At 58.4% G+C, this 18,272-nt stretch carries 12 protein-coding genes; 4 read left to right on the forward strand and 8 right to left on the reverse strand.

Features of this window, described 5'->3' with window-relative positions:
• Positions 1-245: 245 nt before the first annotated feature.
• The 8 genes from LG383_RS11515 to lrp form a co-directional block, all read right to left on the reverse strand.
• Positions 246-1,109, reverse strand: a complete 864-nt coding sequence (locus LG383_RS11515; protein ID WP_225759162.1) for a dimethyl sulfoxide reductase anchor subunit family protein — start codon at positions 1,107-1,109, stop codon at positions 246-248.
• 1 nt (position 1,110) lies between these two features.
• Positions 1,111-1,728: a DMSO/selenate family reductase complex B subunit gene (locus tag LG383_RS11520; protein WP_106992574.1), complete on the reverse strand. Its 618-nt coding sequence runs from the start codon at positions 1,726-1,728 to the stop codon at positions 1,111-1,113.
• A 10-nt stretch (positions 1,729-1,738) separates the two neighbouring features.
• A complete protein-coding gene (gene dmsA, locus LG383_RS11525; RefSeq protein ID WP_225759163.1) occupies positions 1,739-4,183 on the reverse strand; it encodes a dimethylsulfoxide reductase subunit A in 2,445 nt (814 codons plus the stop codon).
• Positions 4,184-4,392: 209 nt separating this feature from the next.
• Entirely contained in the window at positions 4,393-5,685 is a 1,293-nt protein-coding gene (serS, locus tag LG383_RS11530) for a serine--tRNA ligase (protein ID WP_106992572.1), read from the reverse strand.
• A gap of 93 nt (positions 5,686-5,778) precedes the next feature.
• Positions 5,779-7,122 (reverse strand): replication-associated recombination protein RarA, encoded by a 1,344-nt coding sequence (gene rarA, locus LG383_RS11535; RefSeq protein WP_225759164.1) that lies wholly within the window; start codon positions 7,120-7,122, stop codon positions 5,779-5,781.
• A gap of 9 nt (positions 7,123-7,131) precedes the next feature.
• Positions 7,132-7,746 carry an outer membrane lipoprotein chaperone LolA gene (lolA, locus tag LG383_RS11540; RefSeq protein WP_225759165.1) on the reverse strand — a complete coding sequence of 205 codons (615 nt, stop codon included), beginning with the start codon at positions 7,744-7,746 and terminating at the stop codon, positions 7,132-7,134.
• A gap of 131 nt (positions 7,747-7,877) precedes the next feature.
• Positions 7,878-11,735, reverse strand: coding sequence for a DNA translocase FtsK (gene ftsK, locus LG383_RS11545; RefSeq protein ID WP_225759166.1), 3,858 nt, complete (start codon positions 11,733-11,735; stop codon positions 7,878-7,880).
• 133 nt (positions 11,736-11,868) lie between these two features.
• Complete coding sequence (gene lrp, locus LG383_RS11550) at positions 11,869-12,363, reverse strand: leucine-responsive transcriptional regulator Lrp (protein ID WP_002439523.1); 495 nt, start codon at positions 12,361-12,363, stop codon at positions 11,869-11,871.
• A 550-nt stretch (positions 12,364-12,913) separates the two neighbouring features.
• Between lrp and trxB the strand changes: the two genes are divergently transcribed.
• The 4 genes from trxB to aat all read left to right on the forward strand — a co-directional run bounded on the left by trxB (position 12,914) and on the right by aat (position 18,235).
• Positions 12,914-13,882: a thioredoxin-disulfide reductase gene (trxB, locus tag LG383_RS11555; protein ID WP_106992567.1), complete on the forward strand. Its 969-nt coding sequence runs from the start codon at positions 12,914-12,916 to the stop codon at positions 13,880-13,882.
• Between the two features lie 113 nt (positions 13,883-13,995).
• Positions 13,996-15,762, forward strand: coding sequence for a cysteine/glutathione ABC transporter permease/ATP-binding protein CydD (gene cydD / locus LG383_RS11560; protein WP_225759167.1), 1,767 nt, complete (start codon positions 13,996-13,998; stop codon positions 15,760-15,762).
• On the forward strand, positions 15,762-17,483 hold the full coding sequence (cydC, locus tag LG383_RS11565) for a cysteine/glutathione ABC transporter ATP-binding protein/permease CydC (protein ID WP_225759168.1): 1,722 nt from the start codon (positions 15,762-15,764) through the stop codon (positions 17,481-17,483). Before cydD ends, cydC begins: the two co-directional genes overlap by 1 nt.
• Before the next feature lie 47 nt (positions 17,484-17,530).
• The gene (aat, locus tag LG383_RS11570) at positions 17,531-18,235 is read left to right on the forward strand and encodes a leucyl/phenylalanyl-tRNA--protein transferase (protein WP_225759169.1); all 705 of its coding nucleotides are present in this window, start codon (positions 17,531-17,533) and stop codon (positions 18,233-18,235) included.
• Positions 18,236-18,272 lie beyond the last annotated feature (37 nt).

Genomic DNA, 18,272 nt, shown 5'->3' on the forward strand with positions numbered 1-18,272 from the left:
TCGTGCGCATCATGCCACTGGCAAAAACAAAGTCAATCCACCCGATTGTGCCGCACGCACAATATGTTCCCTGTCGATTGAAAAAACTCATCCTGCTAATGCAAAGTCCGCTATCAATATAATTTATGTGTTTGTTTTTGTTTATTTAGCTCCAAAATGAAAACCAGCCGACAGTTGAAAAATTTCATGATTGAAAAAAGAAAAGCCGGGCTCTAAGTCCCGGCTTTATATAACAATCATCAGTGTTAACTGGCGACAGCCATTCCAACCGTCATATGCAGACCGTAAAACACCCCGCGGCCAATCAACTCACCCGCCAGTACCAGCACAAATGCCAGCGACAGCAGCGGGAGCGCAGGCTGATAACCTTTCAGCTGCGGCACGATCCAGCACACCAGCGCGGCCGCCAGCAGCACCACACGCCATGCCATTAACGAGCCATAATCGGGCACCAGGGCCGAGGCCTGCTGAATGGAACTGTGAATGGTCGCCAGCTCCGCGCCCTGCACCAGGGCCACGACCGTACTCACCGCCAGCGCCAGCAGCGTCACGGCGGGCAGTAAACGCATTGCCCAGCCGTCAACGCCCGCCACACGCAGGAGCAGGAAGCCCAGCAGCGGGCCGCCGATAAACAGGGTCAGGAAGAAGCTCATCGGTGTCCAGACGCTGTACCAGGTCGGGACCGTGTCGATGGTGTTATACACACGCACCATCATCCAGACGAACACCACGCCCAACACCATGGTCACAATCAGCCACAGAGTGCGTAAGCCTGCCGGCAGTTTTTTCAGCACCGCCAGCAGCCAGCCCAGGCCCCCGACCGCAAAGAAGATCGCCCCGCTGGCGATCTCGTTGCTGAGGGAAGACGCCCCTACACGATTCAAAGAGTTGAATGCGCGCATAGGCGAACCGAGGTGCAGCGTGGAGGCGATAAAGCCGATCCCCATCAGCACCCACAGACCAAACATGCTCAACACCAGCCGCTGCTGTTGCTCCCTGTTCAGATCGCCTTTTAACAACGCCAGGGCGAGAACGATAAAACCGCCCGCCACACACTGTCCGAAAACTGTAAAAATCATTAACGGCCATTCATGCCATCCGCTTCCCATCTCACACCTCCTTCGGATTGGCCAGATAGCCGGTGGTATCACCCGTGGGTCGGCTGTTGGCATTGGGTTTAATGACGATACTCGGCTTCGTGAAGTGCGCCGACGGCAGCGGGGCGACGGCGGCCAGCTTGCCGTGTTTCTGACGCAGCTCCTCGATCGGGCCGAAGTCCAGGGCCCGCAGCGGGCAGGACTCGACGCAGATCGGTTTTTTACCGTCGGCGACACGCTCATGGCAGCCGTCACACTTGGTCATATGGCCTTTGGCGGCGTTGTACTGCGGGGCGCCGTACGGGCAGGCCATATGGCAGTAGCGACACCCGATGCAGACATCCTCATTCACCACCACAAAGCCGTCCTCGCGCTTGTGCATCGCCCCGCTGGGGCAGACTTTGGTGCAGGCCGGATCCTCGCAGTGGTTGCAGGCGATGGAGAGGTAGTAGGCAAACACGTTCTGCTGCCAGACGCCGTTGTCCTCCTGCCAGTCGCCGCCCGCGTACTCATAGATGCGGCGGAAGCTGACGTCCGGGGTCAGGTCCTTGTAATCCTTGCACGCCAGTTCGCAGGTTTTGCACCCGGTGCAGCGGCTGGAATCAATAAAAAATCCATACTGAGTGGTCATCGGCTACTCCTTACGCCTTTTCAACCTGAACCAGGTTACTGTGAGACGGGTTGCCTTTCGCCAGCGGCGACGGGCGTTGGGTGGTCAGCACGTTAATGCAGCCTGCCTGATCGACGCGGTTCGCGTCCGGGTTGTACCAGGCCCCTTCGCCTAACGCCACCACACCCGGCAGGATGCGCGGCGTCACTTTGGCTTCGATATGCACTTCGCCGCGCCCGTTGAAGATCCTTACCCGGTCGCCGTTGGCGATCCCGCGGCGCTGTGCGTCCAGCGGGTTGATCCAGATCTCCTGCCGACAGGCCGCCTTCAGCACGTCAACGTTGCCGTAGGTGGAGTGCGTGCGCGCTTTGTAGTGGAAGCCGGTGAGCTGCAGCGGGAAGTCTTTGCTCTGCGGATCGTCGTAGTTCTCAAAGCCCGGGCTGTAGACCGGGAGTGGATCGATCACATCGCCCTGCTCCAGCTCCCAGGTCGCGGCGATCTGCGCCAGCTCTGCGGAGTAGATCTCAATTTTACCTGACGGCGTGGTGAGAGGATTCGCGGCGGGATCGGCGCGGAAGGCTTTATAGGCCACGTGATGCCCTTCCGGGTCACGCTGCTTGAACATGCCCTGCTGACGAAACTCATCAAACGGCAGCAGCGCCGGAATAGCCTGGCGCGACTGCTCATACAGATGACGCATCCACCCTTCCTGGGTGCGGCCTTCGGTGAACTGCTGCTCAACGCCCATGCGTTTTGCCAGTTCAGTGGTCATCTCATAGATGGTTTTGCACTCAAAACGCGGTTTAATCGCCTGATCGGCAAAAATCACGTACGACATGTTGCCGCAGGAGGCATCCAGGGCGAAGTCCATCTGTTCAGAGGCGGTGCAGTCCGGCAGCAGGATATCGGCATATTTCGCCGACGAGGTCATATGGCAATCCACCACCACAATCAGCTCGCATTTTTTATCGTCCTGCAGAATATCGTGGGTGCGGTTGATCTGTGAGTGCTGGTTGATCAGACAGTTTCCGGCGTAGTTCCAGATCATCTTGATCGGTACGTCGAGCTTCTCTTTGCCGCGCACCCCATCGCGGGTGGCGGTCATCTCCGGGCCGCGTTCGATGGCATCGGTCCACATAAACATCGAGATACTGGTCTGAACCGGGTTTTCCAGGGTTGGCATGCGCACAAACGGCAGGGAGTACGAGCCTTCACGCGCCCCACTGTTGCCGCCGTTGATCCCCACGTTGCCGGTCAGAATCGCCAGCATGGCGATAGCACGCGACACCAGCTCGCCATTGGCATGACGCTGCGGACCCCAGCCCTGGGAGATAAAGGCCGGTTTCGCCCCGGCGATTTCACGCGCCAGCTTCACGATACGCGCTTCAGGAATACCGGTAATGGCCGCAGCCCAGGCCGGGGTTTTGGCGATACCGTCATTACCCTTTCCGAGAATATAGGCTTTGTAGTGGCCGTTCGCCGGCGCGCCTTCCGGCAGCGTTTTCTCGTCGTAGCCGACGCAGTATTTATCCAGGAATGGCTGATCGACGAGATTCTCCTCGATCATCACCCAGGCCAGGGCAGAGATCAGCGCCGCATCGGTTCCCGGGCGGATCGGGATCCACTCATCCTCGCGCCCTGCCCCGGTGTCGGTGTAGCGTGGGTCGATGACGATCATCCGGGCATTCGATTTTTGTCGTGCCTGTTCGACGTAGTAGGTCACCCCGCCGCCGCTCATTCGCGTTTCGCCGGGGTTGTTGCCGAACAGCACCACCAGCTGGCTGTTTTCGATATCCGACGGGCTGTTGCCATCGGCCCAGCCGCCGTAGGTGTAGTTGAGGCCTGCAGCAATCTGCGCGGTAGAGTAGTCACCGTAATGGTTGAGGTAGCCCCCGCAGCAGTTCATCAGGCGGGCAATCAGGGTTTTGCCCGGCGGCCAGGAGCGGGTCAAGGTTCCGCCGAGGGTGCCGGTGCCGTAGTTAAGGTAGATAGACTCGTTGCCGTAGTCTTTAATCAGGCGCTGCATATTGCTGGCAATGGTATCGAAGGCCTCGTCCCAGCTGATACGCTCGAATTTGCCCTCCCCGCGCTTGCCGACACGTTTCATCGGGTATTTCAGGCGATCCGGGTTATAGACGCGACGGCGCATCGAACGGCCGCGCAGACAGGCGCGCACCTGATGTAACCCCTCGTAGTTATCATCCCCGGTATTGTCGGTCTCAACGTATTTGATCTCACCGTCGATGACATGCATTCGCAACGGGCAGCGACTGCCACAGTTCACCGTACAGGCGCTCCAGACCACCTTTTCATCCGGCTTCACGGCAGCAACGGCTTCAGCCGCAGACGTCAGACGTGAAAAAGGCAAAGACAATGCGCTACTGGCAACTGCCAGGCCGCCAATCGCGGTGGTTTTCATCAGCCCGCGACGGCTAACCTCGGCAGCCAGCAAGGCATCAGGCGTTTTTATTTTCATAGACTCTCACTTTGATTGCTCACAAAGATCCCTGTGCGGCAGCAACCGCTATATAGTTATTTATATAAAGGAGTGATTGCATTAGCAGAGGTTTATGCTAATCAACTGCCTGGAGAGTATTACCCCTTTGGAGGGAGGGGGTATTGCCTGATGTCAAAAGCGGGGCATAAAAAAAGCGCCCGCAGGCGCTTTTTTTATGTTAAGGCAGATTAGCCGATGTACTGCTGGCCTTTCATGTAAGGGCGCAGAACTTCAGGAATTTCGATACGACCGTCAGCCTGCTGGTAGTTTTCCAGCACTGCCACCAAGGTACGACCCACTGCCAGGCCGGAGCCGTTCAGGGTGTGCACCAGGCGGGTTTGCTTAGCGGACTTGCTGCGGCAGCGTGCCTGCATACGACGCGCCTGGAAATCGCCCACGTTAGAGCAGGAGGAGATTTCACGATAGGTGCCCTGCGCCGGAACCCACACTTCCAGATCGAAGGTTTTGCAGGCGCCAAAGCCCATATCGCCGGTGCACAGCGCCATGCGGCGGTACGGCAGACCCAGCAGCTCAAGCACTTTTTCCGCGTGACCGGTCATCTCTTCCAGCGCCTCCATAGAGGTTTCCGGACGCACAATCTGTACCATCTCAACTTTGTCGAACTGGTGCATACGGATCAGACCACGGGTATCACGGCCATAAGAGCCAGCTTCAGAACGGAAGCACGGTGAGTGTGCGGTCAGTTTGATCGGCAGGTCGTCTTCGTCGATGATCTCATCACGTACGAGGTTGGTCAGCGGCACTTCTGCGGTTGGGATCAGCGCGTAGTTGCTGCTGTCGGCCTCTTCGTCCAGCGGACGGGTATGGAACAGATCGCCGGCAAATTTCGGCAGCTGGCCAGTACCGTACAGCGTATCGTGGTTAACCAGATACGGAACGTAGGTTTCGCTGTAGCCGTGCTGCTCGGTGTGCAGATCCAGCATAAACTGGGCCAGCGCACGGTGCAGATGGGCAATCTGGCCTTTCATGACCACGAAGCGGGAACCGGTCAGCTTAACGGCCGCCGCAAAATCGAGCCCCGCGTGCATTTCGCCCAGCGTGACGTGATCGCGAACCTCGAAATCGAACTCGCGTGGGGTGCCCCAGCGTTTCACTTCGACGTTGTCATCTTCGTCTTTACCGACAGGGACGCTGTCGTCAGGGGTGTTCGGGATCGCCAGCGCGATATCACGAATCTCGGCCTGAAGAACGTCCAGATCCGCTTTCGCCTGATCCAGTTCTTCACCGAGTTTGTTCACTTCCAGGCGTAATGGCTCAATGTCTTCCCCGCGCGCTTTCGCCTGGCCGATGGATTTCGATCGAGAGTTACGCTCTGCCTGCAAGTTTTCGGTTTGTACCTGCAGAACTTTACGACGCTCTTCAAGAGCGCGCAGCTTATCTACATCCAGTTTAAAGCCCCGGCGTGCCAGTTTTTCAGCGACTGCGTCTGGCTCGTTACGCAGCAGATTGGGATCGAGCATGCTTATCCTGTGCTTATCGAATTAAAAAATAGGAGGAAATGACCGCAGCCTGCGGTCATCAGATACATTGCCAACATTACCGCAACGATAGCCCTAACGGTAGCGTTTTATAGGGCTATTTTGATCCTGTCCGGCAAGCCAGGTGAGCTTTTCACCAATCTTGCCCTCAAGGCCTCTGTTTGTCGGGCGATAATAGCGTGTTTGTGCCATTTCCTGCGGGAAATACTCCTCCCCGGCGGCGTAGGCGTTGGGCTCGTCGTGGGCGTAGCGATATTGCTGACCATAGCCCATCTCTTTCATCAGTTTGGTCGGGGCATTACGTAAGTGGTCAGGTACATCGTAATCAGGGCGTTCGCGGGCATCGGACATCGCCGCTTTGAATGCGGTGTAGACCGCATTGCTTTTCGGGGCGCAGGCCAGATAGACAATCGCCTGGGCGATGGCGCGCTCGCCTTCAGCGGGCCCGACGCGGGTGAAGCAGTCCCAGGCTGATAGCGCCACCTGCATGGCACGCGGGTCGGCATTGCCGACATCTTCCGAGGCAATCGCCAGACAGCGACGGGCCACGTACAGCGGATCGCCCCCGGCGGTAATAATGCGCGCATACCAGTAGAGCGCGGCATCGGGCGCGCTGCCGCGCACCGATTTATGCAGCGCTGAGATCAGGTCGTAGAAACGGTCACCTTTGTTATCAAAGCGCGCACTGCGTTCCCCGGCGATTTCGGTCAGCAGCGCCGGGAGCAATACCCGCTTGCCGCTGTCGTCGGCTTCGGCCATATCGGCCATCATCTCCAGGGTATTCAGCGCCCGGCGCGCATCCCCGTTCACCAGCTCAGCAATGGCGCGACGGGTATCGTCTGGCAGCACAATATTCTGGCTGCCGTAGCCCCGGGCCTTATCGTCCATCGCCTGGGTCAGCACCTGCTCAATGTCGTCGGTGGTTAACGATTTCAGGAGATAGACGCGGGCGCGGGACAACAGTGCAGAGTTAAGTTCAAACGAGGGGTTTTCAGTGGTCGCACCGATAAAGGTGATGGTGCCGTCTTCAATGTGCGGCAGGAAAGCATCCTGCTGGCTCTTGTTGAAGCGGTGGACCTCATCGACAAACAGGATAGTGCGGCGACCGGCGTTACGGTTCTGGCGGGCACGCTCGATGGCTTCGCGGATCTCCTTCACCCCGGAGGTGACGGCGGAGATACGCTCGACGTCGGCATCGGCATAGCGGGCAATCACTTCCGCCAGCGTCGTTTTACCAGTGCCTGGCGGCCCCCAGAGGATCATGGAGTGCAGATGCCCGGCCTCAATGGCGCGTGGCAAGGGTTTGCCCGCAGCCAGCAGGTGCTGCTGGCCAATATACTGCGCTAAATTTTCTGGCCGCATACGGGCGGCCAGAGGTTGAAACGCATTATCTGAAAAATCGAGCGACAGGTTGCTCACGCACGCCTCTTACTTATTACGTTGGTCATCCACCGTCACGCCCTTCGGCGGGGTAAAGGTGAATTTGGATGCATCAACCGTCCCGTTCTGCTGGGATTTCAGCTGATAGCTGCTGCGCTGATCGTCCTGCTCAACCGCACCGAATTGATTGATGGTCCCATTAGTGCTGACGTTAATGGTGAACTGCTTCAGGTTGCCGCTGCTGCCTTTCGGGGTCAGCACGAAGTCATCGCCGTTCTGTTTAATGTTGTACTGCTGCCAGTCGCTGGACTGGTTACGGGCAATTAGCATAAACGGCGTGTTGCTGGCGGCATCTTTCAGCCAGGTCGCCGTGGCCTGCTCAACAAACGGGTTGAAGAACCACAGGGTTTTCCCGTCGGACACCAGGATGCTTTCGTCCGGCTGGGTCATGTGCCAGTTGAACAGATTTGGACGTTTCACCCAAAGGTCACCCTGACCTTCCTGCACCGCATTGCCGCTGCCGTCAGTCACTTTCTGGGTGAAGCTGGCGTGGAAGCTGCTCACTTTATCCAGACGGTTTTTCAGGTCGCTGGCGGCGTCAGCCCAGACGCTGCTCGCCACAACGCTGGTCAGTAATGCACAGGTGATTGCAATTTTTTTCATTGGTAGTCCTTACAAAGCGTCATCCCGAAATGGGGGTTTTCTGTCAACTATTCTGGACCTGCCCGCAGGCAGGCGACAGAAGAAAATGCTTAATTATTCCTGATTTACCCATCTTTGCAATCGAGGGGGCATTATTCAAACGGCGGCGGGGCCAGTACTTCACGGTTGCCGTTGTGCCCCTGCTCGCTGACGATGCCCTGGGCTTCCATCTGCTCAATGATACGCGCCGCGCGGTTGTAGCCGATACGGAACTGGCGCTGAACCCCGGAGATGGAGGCTTTGCGTTTCTCGGTGACGAAGTTAACTGCCTGATCGAACAGTGGATCGAGCTCTTCACCGCTATCCGCGCCGCCACCACCGCCGCCTTCGCTTTCGCTGTCAGAGGTGATGCCATCGACATACTGCGGACGACCGCGCGCTTTCCAGTCCTGCACCACGGCATGCACTTCCTGGTCACGCACAAAGGCACCATGGACACGCACCGGAGAGGTGGAGTTCGGGCCGGAGTAAAGCATATCCCCCATACCGAGCAGCGATTCCGCGCCCCCCTGGTCGAGAATGGTACGGGAGTCGATTTTGCTCGACACGGTAAAGGCGATACGGGTCGGGATGTTGGCCTTAATCAGGCCGGTGATCACATCCACCGACGGACGCTGGGTCGCCAGCACCAGGTGGATGCCCGCTGCACGCGCTTTCTGCGCCAGACGGGCGATCAGCTCTTCCACCTTCTTACCGACGGTCATCATCAGGTCGGCAAACTCGTCTACCAGCACCACGATGTACGGCAGTTTTTCCAGCACCGGATGCTCGGCATCCATGCTGTCGCCCGGCTTCCAGTACGGATCCGGGATTGGACGTCCCATCTTCGCCGCTTCGGCGATGATCTCGTTATAACCCGCGAGGTTACGCACGCCCAGCGCGGACATCAGCTTGTAGCGGCGCTCCATCTCGTTGACGCTCCAGCGCAGGGCGTTGGCGGCATCTTTCATGTCGGTCACGACTTCGGTCAGCAGATGCGGAATACCTTCGTATACCGACAGTTCCAGCATTTTCGGGTCGATCATGATGAAGCGCACATCTTCCGGCTGCGCTTTATACAGGATGCTGAGGATCATGGCGTTCACGCCGACAGACTTACCGGAGCCTGTGGTACCTGCCACCAGCAGGTGCGGCATTTTGGCCAGATCGGCCACCACCGGTTCGCCGGCGATGTCTTTACCCAGCACCACGCTCAGCGGCGACGGGTTATCGCGGAATTTAGCGTGATCCAGCACTTCGCGCAGGTAAACGGTCTGACGTTTTTTGTTCGGCAGCTCCAGGCCAACATAAGGTTTGCCCGGAATAACCTCGACCACGCGCACGGCCACGGTGGACAGCGAACGCGCCAGGTCGCGGGAGAGGTTGGAAATACGCGCGGCTTTCACACCCGGGGCCAGATTCAGCTCAAAACGGGTGATCACCGGGCCCGGTGAATAATTCACCACATCCGCTTTAATACGGAAGTCGGCCAGGCGGAGTTCAACCAGGCGCGCCATCTGATCCAGGGCGAAGGTATCAACCGGCTCGACTTCCGTTGGCGGCGGTGTTAGCAGGTCAAATGACGGCAGCGGCGTGGTCGGTCTTTGCAGCGGACGGCTGTCACCGTTACGCATCAGTAACGGATGGATCAGGCTCTGCTGCTGCGGTGGAGGCTGAACCGCAGGCTGCTGCTGTGCAGGCTGCTGAGGTTGCGCGTATTGCTGCGGCTGTACAGGCTGCTGAGGTTGCGCATATTGCTGCGGCTGTACAGGCTGCTGAGGCTGCGCATACTGCTGCGGCTGTGCAGGCTGTTGTGGCTGCGCGTACTGCTGCGGCTGTGCAGGCTGCGGCGGCGTGAACGCCTGGCGCGGCGGCTCGGCTTCCGGCATTACCCCTGGCGTGAACAGCGGTTCACTCGGCGTATCATCCACCAGATCTTTCATCGGTGAGAATTCAAAATCCGCCAGCGAGAACGGGTTCGCCCCTGTCGGTTGTTCCCCGGCGTAACGCTGCTGCTGCGTGGCAGCAAACTGGCGAGCCAGCTCCGCCTCGGCGGCATCATCTTCGTTGTCCTGGGCCTGATATTGCTGTGGCTCAGGCTGGTACTCCTCGCCATAACGCTGCTGTTGTTGCTGGGCGAACTGGCGAGCCAGCTCATCCTGCTGCATTTCATCGGCATCATCGTCATACTGGTCGTCATCATACTGCTGACTCCCGGCTTTACGTGCTTCCTCTTCCGCCATTCGCTGAGAAGGCAGCTTGATGCCATACGAGGCCAGTTCACGGCGGGTTGGAACGCGTACGCGGTTAGGACGCGGCAGCTGTGGACCAATGCCCTCTTTTACCTGTGGACGCGGTGCGCCACTGGTCGCCAGGCTGAATAATGGTGCTGCAGCGCTGGCCGCAGCGGCTCCTGCGGCTGTTGCCTGCTGCACGCTTGCCGCCACCGGTGCGACAACGGATGCAGGCTCTACGGCCGGAACCGGTACAGACGGGATCTCAGCAGGTTTTACCGGGGCAGGTTCTTGTACCGCCTCGGGCACTGGCTGATACCAGGCCGCAAGCTGCTCGCGCTCACGGGCACGTTTCTCTTCCACTTCTTCGAAGTAGTAAAGCGGCGGACGGGTCGGTTTCACCTCTTCAACCGGCGGCGCCTCGACGACCGGCTCAGGCTGATAGACGGCCTGCTGCGGTTCATACTGCTGTGGCTGCTCGTATTGAGGCTGCTCGTACTGAGGCTGCTCGTACTGCGGTTGCACATGCTGCGGTTGTTCGTACTGCGGCTGCGCGTACACCGGTTCAGGTTGATAAGGCGGCTGCCACTGCTCCTGCGGCGCGACGGCGGCATAAGGTTGTGGCTCCGCATAGATCGGCGCGGCTGGCGCTGCGGGTTCCGCTTGCCATTCAACCGCAGGCGGCTGCAGATGGGCATCCGGCATCGATGGCGTTGGCGGGGTCACCGGATCAACCGGGGCAGCAAAGGCCTGAGTGGCGGTGGTCGCTGCGGCAGCGGCGGCAAGCGGCTCAGCCACCGAGTGACCGTTGAGCAGCGGATCGTACTCATCATAGTCGGAGGCCAGCGCACGATTGCCGGAGAACAGGACATCATCCGGATCGGCGGCCACGCCGCGGGCGCTGTATGCCACCTCTTCGTCGTCCATCCGTTTCCCGGAGAACAAGGCTGCATCCGTCTTGCAACCTAATGGATTCGCGAACTTCTCGGCCATGCGCTTACGGCGCGCCAGCGCGCCACGCATAATGCGTGCGCGGCGGGATTCACGACGCGCGGGGCTCGGCTCAACGTCGTCGTAGTCATCGTCTTCGTACTCTTCGTCGACCCAGGTGTCATCGCGACGGGTACGGTTGCTGGCAAAGGTCAGGATATTCAGGATCACGCTGCCAATTTTTTCAGCAATGCTGACCCATGACCAGCCGGTAAACAGCGTCAGCCCTGCGCCCCAGACGCAGAGCAGCGCGATGGTGCCACCGCTGCTGTGCAGCATCGGCTGCAGCGCGGTACTCAGCAGGCTGCCAATCACCCCGCCGGAGGCAAAGTACCAGATGTCATCGGCGTTAATGGACGCCAGACCGCAGGAGGTGAGGATCAGCGCCAGCGCACCAATCAGGCGCAGCGAAACGGCAAAATAGTCGATGTAGTCATCGTTCTGGCGATGGCGCCAGGCAAACCAACAACCACCAATAATGATGACAGGAAGGGTGTAGGCCATCACGCCAAAGATAAAGAACAGCGTATCCGCCAGCCAGGCGCCCGGTACGCCGCCTAAATTATGGATAGGCTCGTGCCATGCGGTCTGTGACCAGCTGGGATCGGAGGGATTGAAACTGAGTAAGGCTGCCATCAACCAGACGGCAAAAAGAGCAACAAGGATCAGTAACGCCTCAAGGAGTCGGCGCCCACTGCTGAGCTTGGTTAAATTGACTTCTTTGTCTTCGGTATATTCCTGGCTCAAAACAGGCTCTCCAGGTATCAGGCAATTCCTGCCTGAGTGCTAAACGGACAACAGTGCCGGGAGGCCCGACACTGTTGCTGTATGGATTACCAGGAGTGTAATCAAAGTACGCTGATAATGCACCTGTTCCGTGTTAGCGCGTCTTAATAACCAGACGATTGCTCTGTTTGACTTCTTCCATTACCACGTAGGTACGGGTGTCGTTCACGCCAGGCAGTCGCAGCAGGGTTTCGCCCAGCAGCTTACGGTATGCAGACATATCAGGTACGCGGGTTTTCAACAGGTAGTCGAAATCACCGGAAACCAGATGACACTCTTGAATTTCTTCCAGTTTTTGTACGGCGGAATTGAACTGCTCAAACACATCCGGCGCACCACGATTCAGAGTAATCTCAACAAATACCAGAAGTGAGGCATCCAGATAATGCGGGTTCAGCAGCGCTGTATAGCCCTGAATAAAACCCTGTCTTTCCAGTCGGCGCACACGCTCGAGGCATGGCGTCGGGGAAAGTCCCACACGTTTTGAAAGCTCGACGTTGGAAATACGCCCATCCTTTTGCAATTCATTAAGAATGTTACGATCGATACGGTCGAGATCTTTGCCAGGGCGCTTCTTGCTATCTACCATTATTATTGTCTCTCTGTATTCCTTCCCTAACTCCTGCCAGGACCCTGTGCACTTCACTGTTCAGAGTCTTTCCCCGCGGTTAATCGCATCGCCTGTTTTATAGTTTGCGCGATTCGATTGGGGTTTATGTGGTATGAAGACCGTTGCCCAGAGGCGGCCATCAACATCACGTATGGCATCTGTCCACACCATGCGTAGATTTCGCTGACCCGGTAAAAATGGTGATTTTGTGCATGACTATGCGTTACACAAAGACCGTTTTTTTTCTTCCTTGAATGTTTTCGCAAAAGCGCAGGGGATTGTCAAAGCAAAACATCGATTTTTAGTACAACATGCCGGATATTCATTACGTCCGGCGATTAATCCTCATTTTATCGCCGTCGTTTCGAGCGATTAGCCATGGTAATTGTTATAAAATCACTTTCCCTGCCCCGCCGTTGATTGGCGATTTCTATTACACATATCGTTAACAAAATCGCTGCGCCCTTTTTTTACGGCCATAAATTCCCTACAATCCGGGAAAATGTCTGCCAACAACAATGGGGTTCTCATGGGCACGGCCAAACACAGTAAACTTCTCATCCTTGGTTCCGGACCTGCGGGATACACCGCTGCGGTCTACGCTGCTCGCGCTAACCTGCAACCGGTACTGATTACGGGCATGGAAAAAGGCGGTCAGCTGACTACCACTACCGAAGTGGAAAACTGGCCTGGCGATCCTGAAGGCCTGACCGGACCGCTGCTGATGGAGCGTATGCACGAGCATGCCACCAAATTTGATACTGAAATCATTTTTGACCACATCAACAAGGTCGATCTGCAAAACCGTCCGTTCCGTCTTACCGGTGACAACGCGGAGTACACCTGCGACGCGCTAATCATTGCGACCGGCGCCTCTGCCCGTTATCTGGGCCTGCCGTCTGAAGAAGCCTTCAAAGGCCGCGGCGTTTCCGCCTGCGCCACCTGCGACGGTTTCTTCTATCGCAACCAGAAGGTCGCGGTCATCGGCGGCGGCAACACCGCTGTGGAAGAGGCACTGTACCTGGCGAATATCGCCTCTGAAGTGCACCTCATTCACCGCCGTGATACCTTCCGCGCGGAAAAAATCCTGATCAAGCGTCTGATGGACAAAGTGGCCAGCGGCAATATCGTGCTGCACACCCACCGCACCCTGGAAGAAGTGACCGGCGATCAGATGGGTGTGGCCGGTCTGCGTATCCGCGATACCCGCAACACTGATAACGTCGAAACACTGGAAGTCGCGGGTCTGTTTGTAGCCATCGGCCACAGCCCGAATACCGCGATCTTCGACGGTCAGCTGGAACTGGAGAACGGCTACATCAAAGTGCAGTCCGGGATCCACGGCAATGCGACCCAGACCAGCATCCCGGGCGTGTTCGCTGCGGGCGACGTGATGGACCACATTTATCGTCAGGCGATCACCTCTGCGGGCACCGGTTGTATGGCGGCGCTGGATGCAGAACGTTATCTCGACGGACTGGCCGATCAGAGTAAATAATTTTTACAAATCAGCAACAAACGTAAAAAAGGCGGCGATAAGTCGCCTTTATTGTCTCTGCGATGTAACATTGCCGTGCCCAATACCTAATAACATCACCTGCAAAGCACGCAATGGAAAAAACCCGTCAACAAGAGTTAACACGCTGGCTTAAACAGCAAAGCGTTCTTTCCCGCCGCTGGCTGAATATTTCCCGTCTTTTAGGGTTTATCAGCGGCGTGTTGATTGTCGGTCAGGCATGGCTGCTGGCCCGCATTCTTAACCATATGATCATGGAAAACATCCCACGCGAGGCGTTGTTACTGCCTTTCATTGTGCTGATTCTGGTCTTTATTCTGCGTGCCTGGGTCGTCTGGCTGCGTGAGCGCGTGGGTTTTCACGCCGGGCAGAATATTCGCTACGAAATTCGCCGTCAGGTGCTCGACAGATTGCAGGAAGCCGGCCCCGCCTGGATTCAGGGTAAACCCGCCGGTAGTTGGGCAACGCTTATCCTCGAGCAAATCGACGATATGCATGACTACTACGCCCGCTATCTGCCGCAGATGGCGCTGGCCGTATTCGTTCCCGTGCTGATCGTGCTCGCGATTTTCCCGTATAACTGGGTTGCGGCGCTGATCCTGCTGGGCACCGCCCCGCTGATCCCGCTATTTATGGCGATGGTCGGCATGGGTGCCGCCGATGCCAACCGCCGTAACTTCCTGGCCCTGGGTCGTCTCAGCGGTCACTTCCTCGACCGCCTGCGCGGCATGGAAACGCTGCGTATTTTTGGTCGCGGTGAAGCCGAAACCGACAACATCCGCCACGCTTCTCAGGACTTCCGTCAGCGCACCATGGAGGTGTTGCGCCTGGCGTTCTTATCCTCCGGGGTGCTCGAGTTCTTTACCTCCCTGTCGATTGCGCTGGTCGCCGTCTATTTTGGTTTTTCCTACCTGGGCGCCCTCGATTTTGGACATTACGGCACTGCCGTGACCCTCTCGGCGGGCTTCCTGACGCTGATTCTGGCGCCGGAGTTCTTCCAGCCGCTGCGCGATCTGGGCACCTTCTATCATGCGAAGGCCCAGGCCGTGGGCGCGGCAGATAGCCTGAAAACGTTCCTCGAAACGCCGCTGGCCCATCCGCAGCGCGGGGACGTGACCCTGAGCACCAGCAAACCGGTTAGCATTGACGCAGAAGATTTCTGCGTGCTGTCGCCGGAGGGCAAGGTGCTGGCGGGGCCATTAAACTTCAGCCTCGCGGCTGGTCAGCGGGTGGTGCTGGTGGGCACCAGCGGCTCGGGCAAGAGCTCACTCCTGAATGCCCTATCCGGTTTTATGGCTTACAGCGGCTCGCTGCGCATCAACCAGGCCGAACTCTCTGCGCTCGATCCTGATGAATGGCGCACCCATTTAAGCTGGGTGGGTCAGAACCCGCAGCTTCCGGCAGCCACGCTGCGAGAAAACGTGCTGCTGGCGCGCCCGGATGCCAGCGACGAAGAGCTGCAGTCGGTGCTCGATCGCGCCTGGGTGAGTGAATTCCTGCCCCTGCTGCCAAACGGGGTAGATACGATTGTCGGCGATCAGTCGGCGGGGCTGTCCGTCGGTCAGGCACAGCGTATCGCCGTGGCCCGCGCCCTGCTCAACCCCTGCCAGCTTTTACTCCTGGATGAACCCGCTGCCAGCCTGGATGCGCACAGCGAACAGCGTGTGATGCTGGCCCTGGATGCCGCCTCGCAGCAGCAAACTACGCTGATGGTGACCCACCAGTTGGAGGGCATTGCCCACTGGGATCAGATCTGGGTCATGGACAACGGACAGCTTGTCGAGCAGGGCGATTACGCCACGCTCGCAGCGGCACAGGGGCCGTTTGCGGCTCTGCTGGCGAACCGTCAGGAGGAGATCTGATGCGCGCTTTACTGCCTTATCTGGCGCTCTATATGCGCCACAAATGGATGCTGATCCTTGGCGTGGTGCTGGCGATCGTTACCCTGCTGGCCAGTATCGGCCTGTTAACCCTTTCGGGCTGGTTCCTCTCTGCCTCCGCGGTCGCCGGGTTTGCCGGGCTGTACAGCTTCAACTATATGCTACCTGCTGCGGGGGTGCGCGGCACGGCCATCACCCGCACCGCCGGGCGCTACTTCGAGCGTCTGGTCAGCCATGACGCCACCTTCCGCGTGCTGCAGCACCTGCGCGTCACCACCTTCAGCAAGCTGCTGCCCCTCTCCCCTGCCGGGCTGGCGCGCTATCGCCAGGGTGAACTGCTGAACCGCGTCGTCGCGGATGTCGATACCCTCGATCATCTTTACCTGCGCGTTATCTCCCCGCTGGTAGGGGCGCTGGTGGTGATTGTGGTTGTTACACTCGGGCTGAGCCTGCTGGACGTCAACATCGCTCTGGTGCTCGGCGGGATCATGATTCTGACGCTGTTTCTGCTGCCGCCGCTGTTTTACCGCGCCGGGAAGCCGACCGGTGAAAACCTGACCCGTCTGCGCGGCGAATATCGCCAGCAGCTGACGGGCTGGCTGCAGGGTCAGGCAGAGCTGACGATTTTTGGCGCCAGCCGTCGCTACCGGGCGCAGATGGAAAATACCGAGCTGAACTGGCACGAAGCCCAGCGCAAACAGTCGGAGCTGACGGCTCTGTCCCAGGCGTTGATGCTGTTGATTGGCGGGATCGCCGTGATGGCGATGCTGTGGTTGGCTTCCGGCGGCGTGGGCGGTAACACCCAGCCGGGCCCGCTCATTGCGCTGTTTGTCTTCTGTGCGCTGGCGGCGTTTGAAGCGCTGGCGCCGGTGACCGGAGCCTTTCAGCATCTGGGCCAGGTGGTGGCCTCCGCGCTGCGCATCACCCAGATCACCGGCCAGCAACCGGAAGTAAAATTCAGCACCACCCCGTCCGAGGTGCCTGAGCACCTGGCCCTCCGCCTGGCGGATGTCAGCTTTGCGTATGAAGGCCAGGCGCAACTGGCGCTGGACCACATTAACCTGACCATCCCCGCAGGCGCACACGTTGCGGTGCTGGGTCGCACCGGCTGCGGGAAGTCGACCCTGCTGCAACTCCTGACCCGGGCCTGGGATCCGGCTCAGGGCCAGATCCTGTTCAACGACACCCCTGTGTCAGAGATGAGCGAGCCCGCGCTGCGTAAAACGGTAAGCATGGTGCCGCAGCGGGTCCATCTTTTCAGCGCTACCCTGCGGGATAACCTGCTGTTAGCCGCCCCCGGCACTGGCGATGATCTATTAACCGCGATGCTGGAAAAGGTGGGTCTGCACAAGCTGCTGGAAGACGAGGGGCTGAACAGCTGGCTCGGTGAAGGGGGTCGTCAGCTCTCCGGCGGGGAACTGCGTCGCCTGGCAATTGCGCGCGCGCTGCTGCACGATGCGCCCCTGATGTTACTGGACGAACCTACCGAGGGGCTTGACGCCACAACAGAGCGGCAAATCCTTGATTTACTGGAAAAAGAGATGCAGGGCAAAACGGTGCTGATGGTGACGCATCGCCTGCGCGGTCTGGTGGATTTCGATCAAATTATTGTGATGGACAACGGACAGATTATTGAGCAAGGTAGTCACGCAGAACTGTTGGCAAAACAGGGTCGCTACTACCAGTTCAAACAGCGTCTGTAGTCTATATTTGAACCGATCCCCACTTCGCGTACTGGAGTTTTGTTGTCATGCGCCTGGTCCAGCTCTCACGTCATTCTCTTGCGTTCCCTTCTCCGGAAGGGGCGCTGCGCGAACCTAATGGTTTGCTGGCCCTGGGTGGCGATCTGAGCCCGTCGCGTCTGTTAATGGCCTACCAGCGGGGGATTTTTCCGTGGTTTTCACCCGGCGATCCGATCTTATGGTGGTCACCCGACCCCCGCGCCGTTCTGTGGCCCGCGCAGTTTCATATCAGCCGCAGCATGAAGCGCTTTCACGCCCGCTCCCCCTATCGCGTCACCCTCAATCACGCGTTTGGTCAGGTGATCGAGGGGTGCGCCGCCGACCGCTTTGAAGGGACATGGATCACCCCTGAGGTGATCACCGCCTATCACCGCCTGCACGAGCTGGGTTACGCCCACTCGATTGAGGTGTGGGATAAGGACGAGCTGGTGGGCGGAATGTACGGCGTGGCGCAGGGCACCCTGTTTTGCGGCGAGTCGATGTTCAGCCGCGCGGTGAATGCCTCCAAAACCGCGCTGCTGGTTTTCTGCGAACGCTTTACCCGCAACGGCGGCCAGTTGATGGATTGTCAGGTGCTGAACGAGCATACCGCCTCGCTGGGTGCGGTTGAGATCTCCCGCCATGAATATCTGGCGCAGCTGGCAACGCTGCGCATGCAGAAATTACCGCAGAATTTCTGGGTCCCCGGCACGTTATTTACGCCCCAGAGATAAATGTTTTCCGCATATTTTTCCTCAAGGTGCTATAATT

The sequence above is a fragment of the Leclercia sp. Marseille-Q4284 genome, assembly GCF_916618945.1.
Classification (GTDB): Bacteria; Pseudomonadota; Gammaproteobacteria; order Enterobacterales; family Enterobacteriaceae; genus Enterobacter; species Enterobacter tamurae.

Bases quoted from the DNA above. Each gene is read 5' to 3' on its own strand.
- LG383_RS11515 (WP_225759162.1), bottom strand. From the start codon at position 1,109: ATGGGAAGCGGATGGCATGAATGGCCGTTAATGATTTTTACAGTTTTC.
- LG383_RS11520 (WP_106992574.1), bottom strand. From the start codon at position 1,728: ATGACCACTCAGTATGGATTTTTTATTGATTCCAGCCGCTGCACCGGG.
- dmsA (WP_225759163.1), bottom strand. From the start codon at position 4,183: ATGAAAATAAAAACGCCTGATGCCTTGCTGGCTGCCGAGGTTAGCCGT.
- serS (WP_106992572.1), bottom strand. From the start codon at position 5,685: ATGCTCGATCCCAATCTGCTGCGTAACGAGCCAGACGCAGTCGCTGAA.
- lolA (WP_225759165.1), bottom strand. From the start codon at position 7,746: ATGAAAAAAATTGCAATCACCTGTGCATTACTGACCAGCGTTGTGGCG.
- lrp (WP_002439523.1), bottom strand. From the start codon at position 12,363: ATGGTAGATAGCAAGAAGCGCCCTGGCAAAGATCTCGACCGTATCGAT.
- trxB (WP_106992567.1), top strand. From the start codon at position 12,914: ATGGGCACGGCCAAACACAGTAAACTTCTCATCCTTGGTTCCGGACCT.
- cydD (WP_225759167.1), top strand. From the start codon at position 13,996: ATGGAAAAAACCCGTCAACAAGAGTTAACACGCTGGCTTAAACAGCAA.
- cydC (WP_225759168.1), top strand. From the start codon at position 15,762: ATGCGCGCTTTACTGCCTTATCTGGCGCTCTATATGCGCCACAAATGG.
- aat (WP_225759169.1), top strand. From the start codon at position 17,531: ATGCGCCTGGTCCAGCTCTCACGTCATTCTCTTGCGTTCCCTTCTCCG.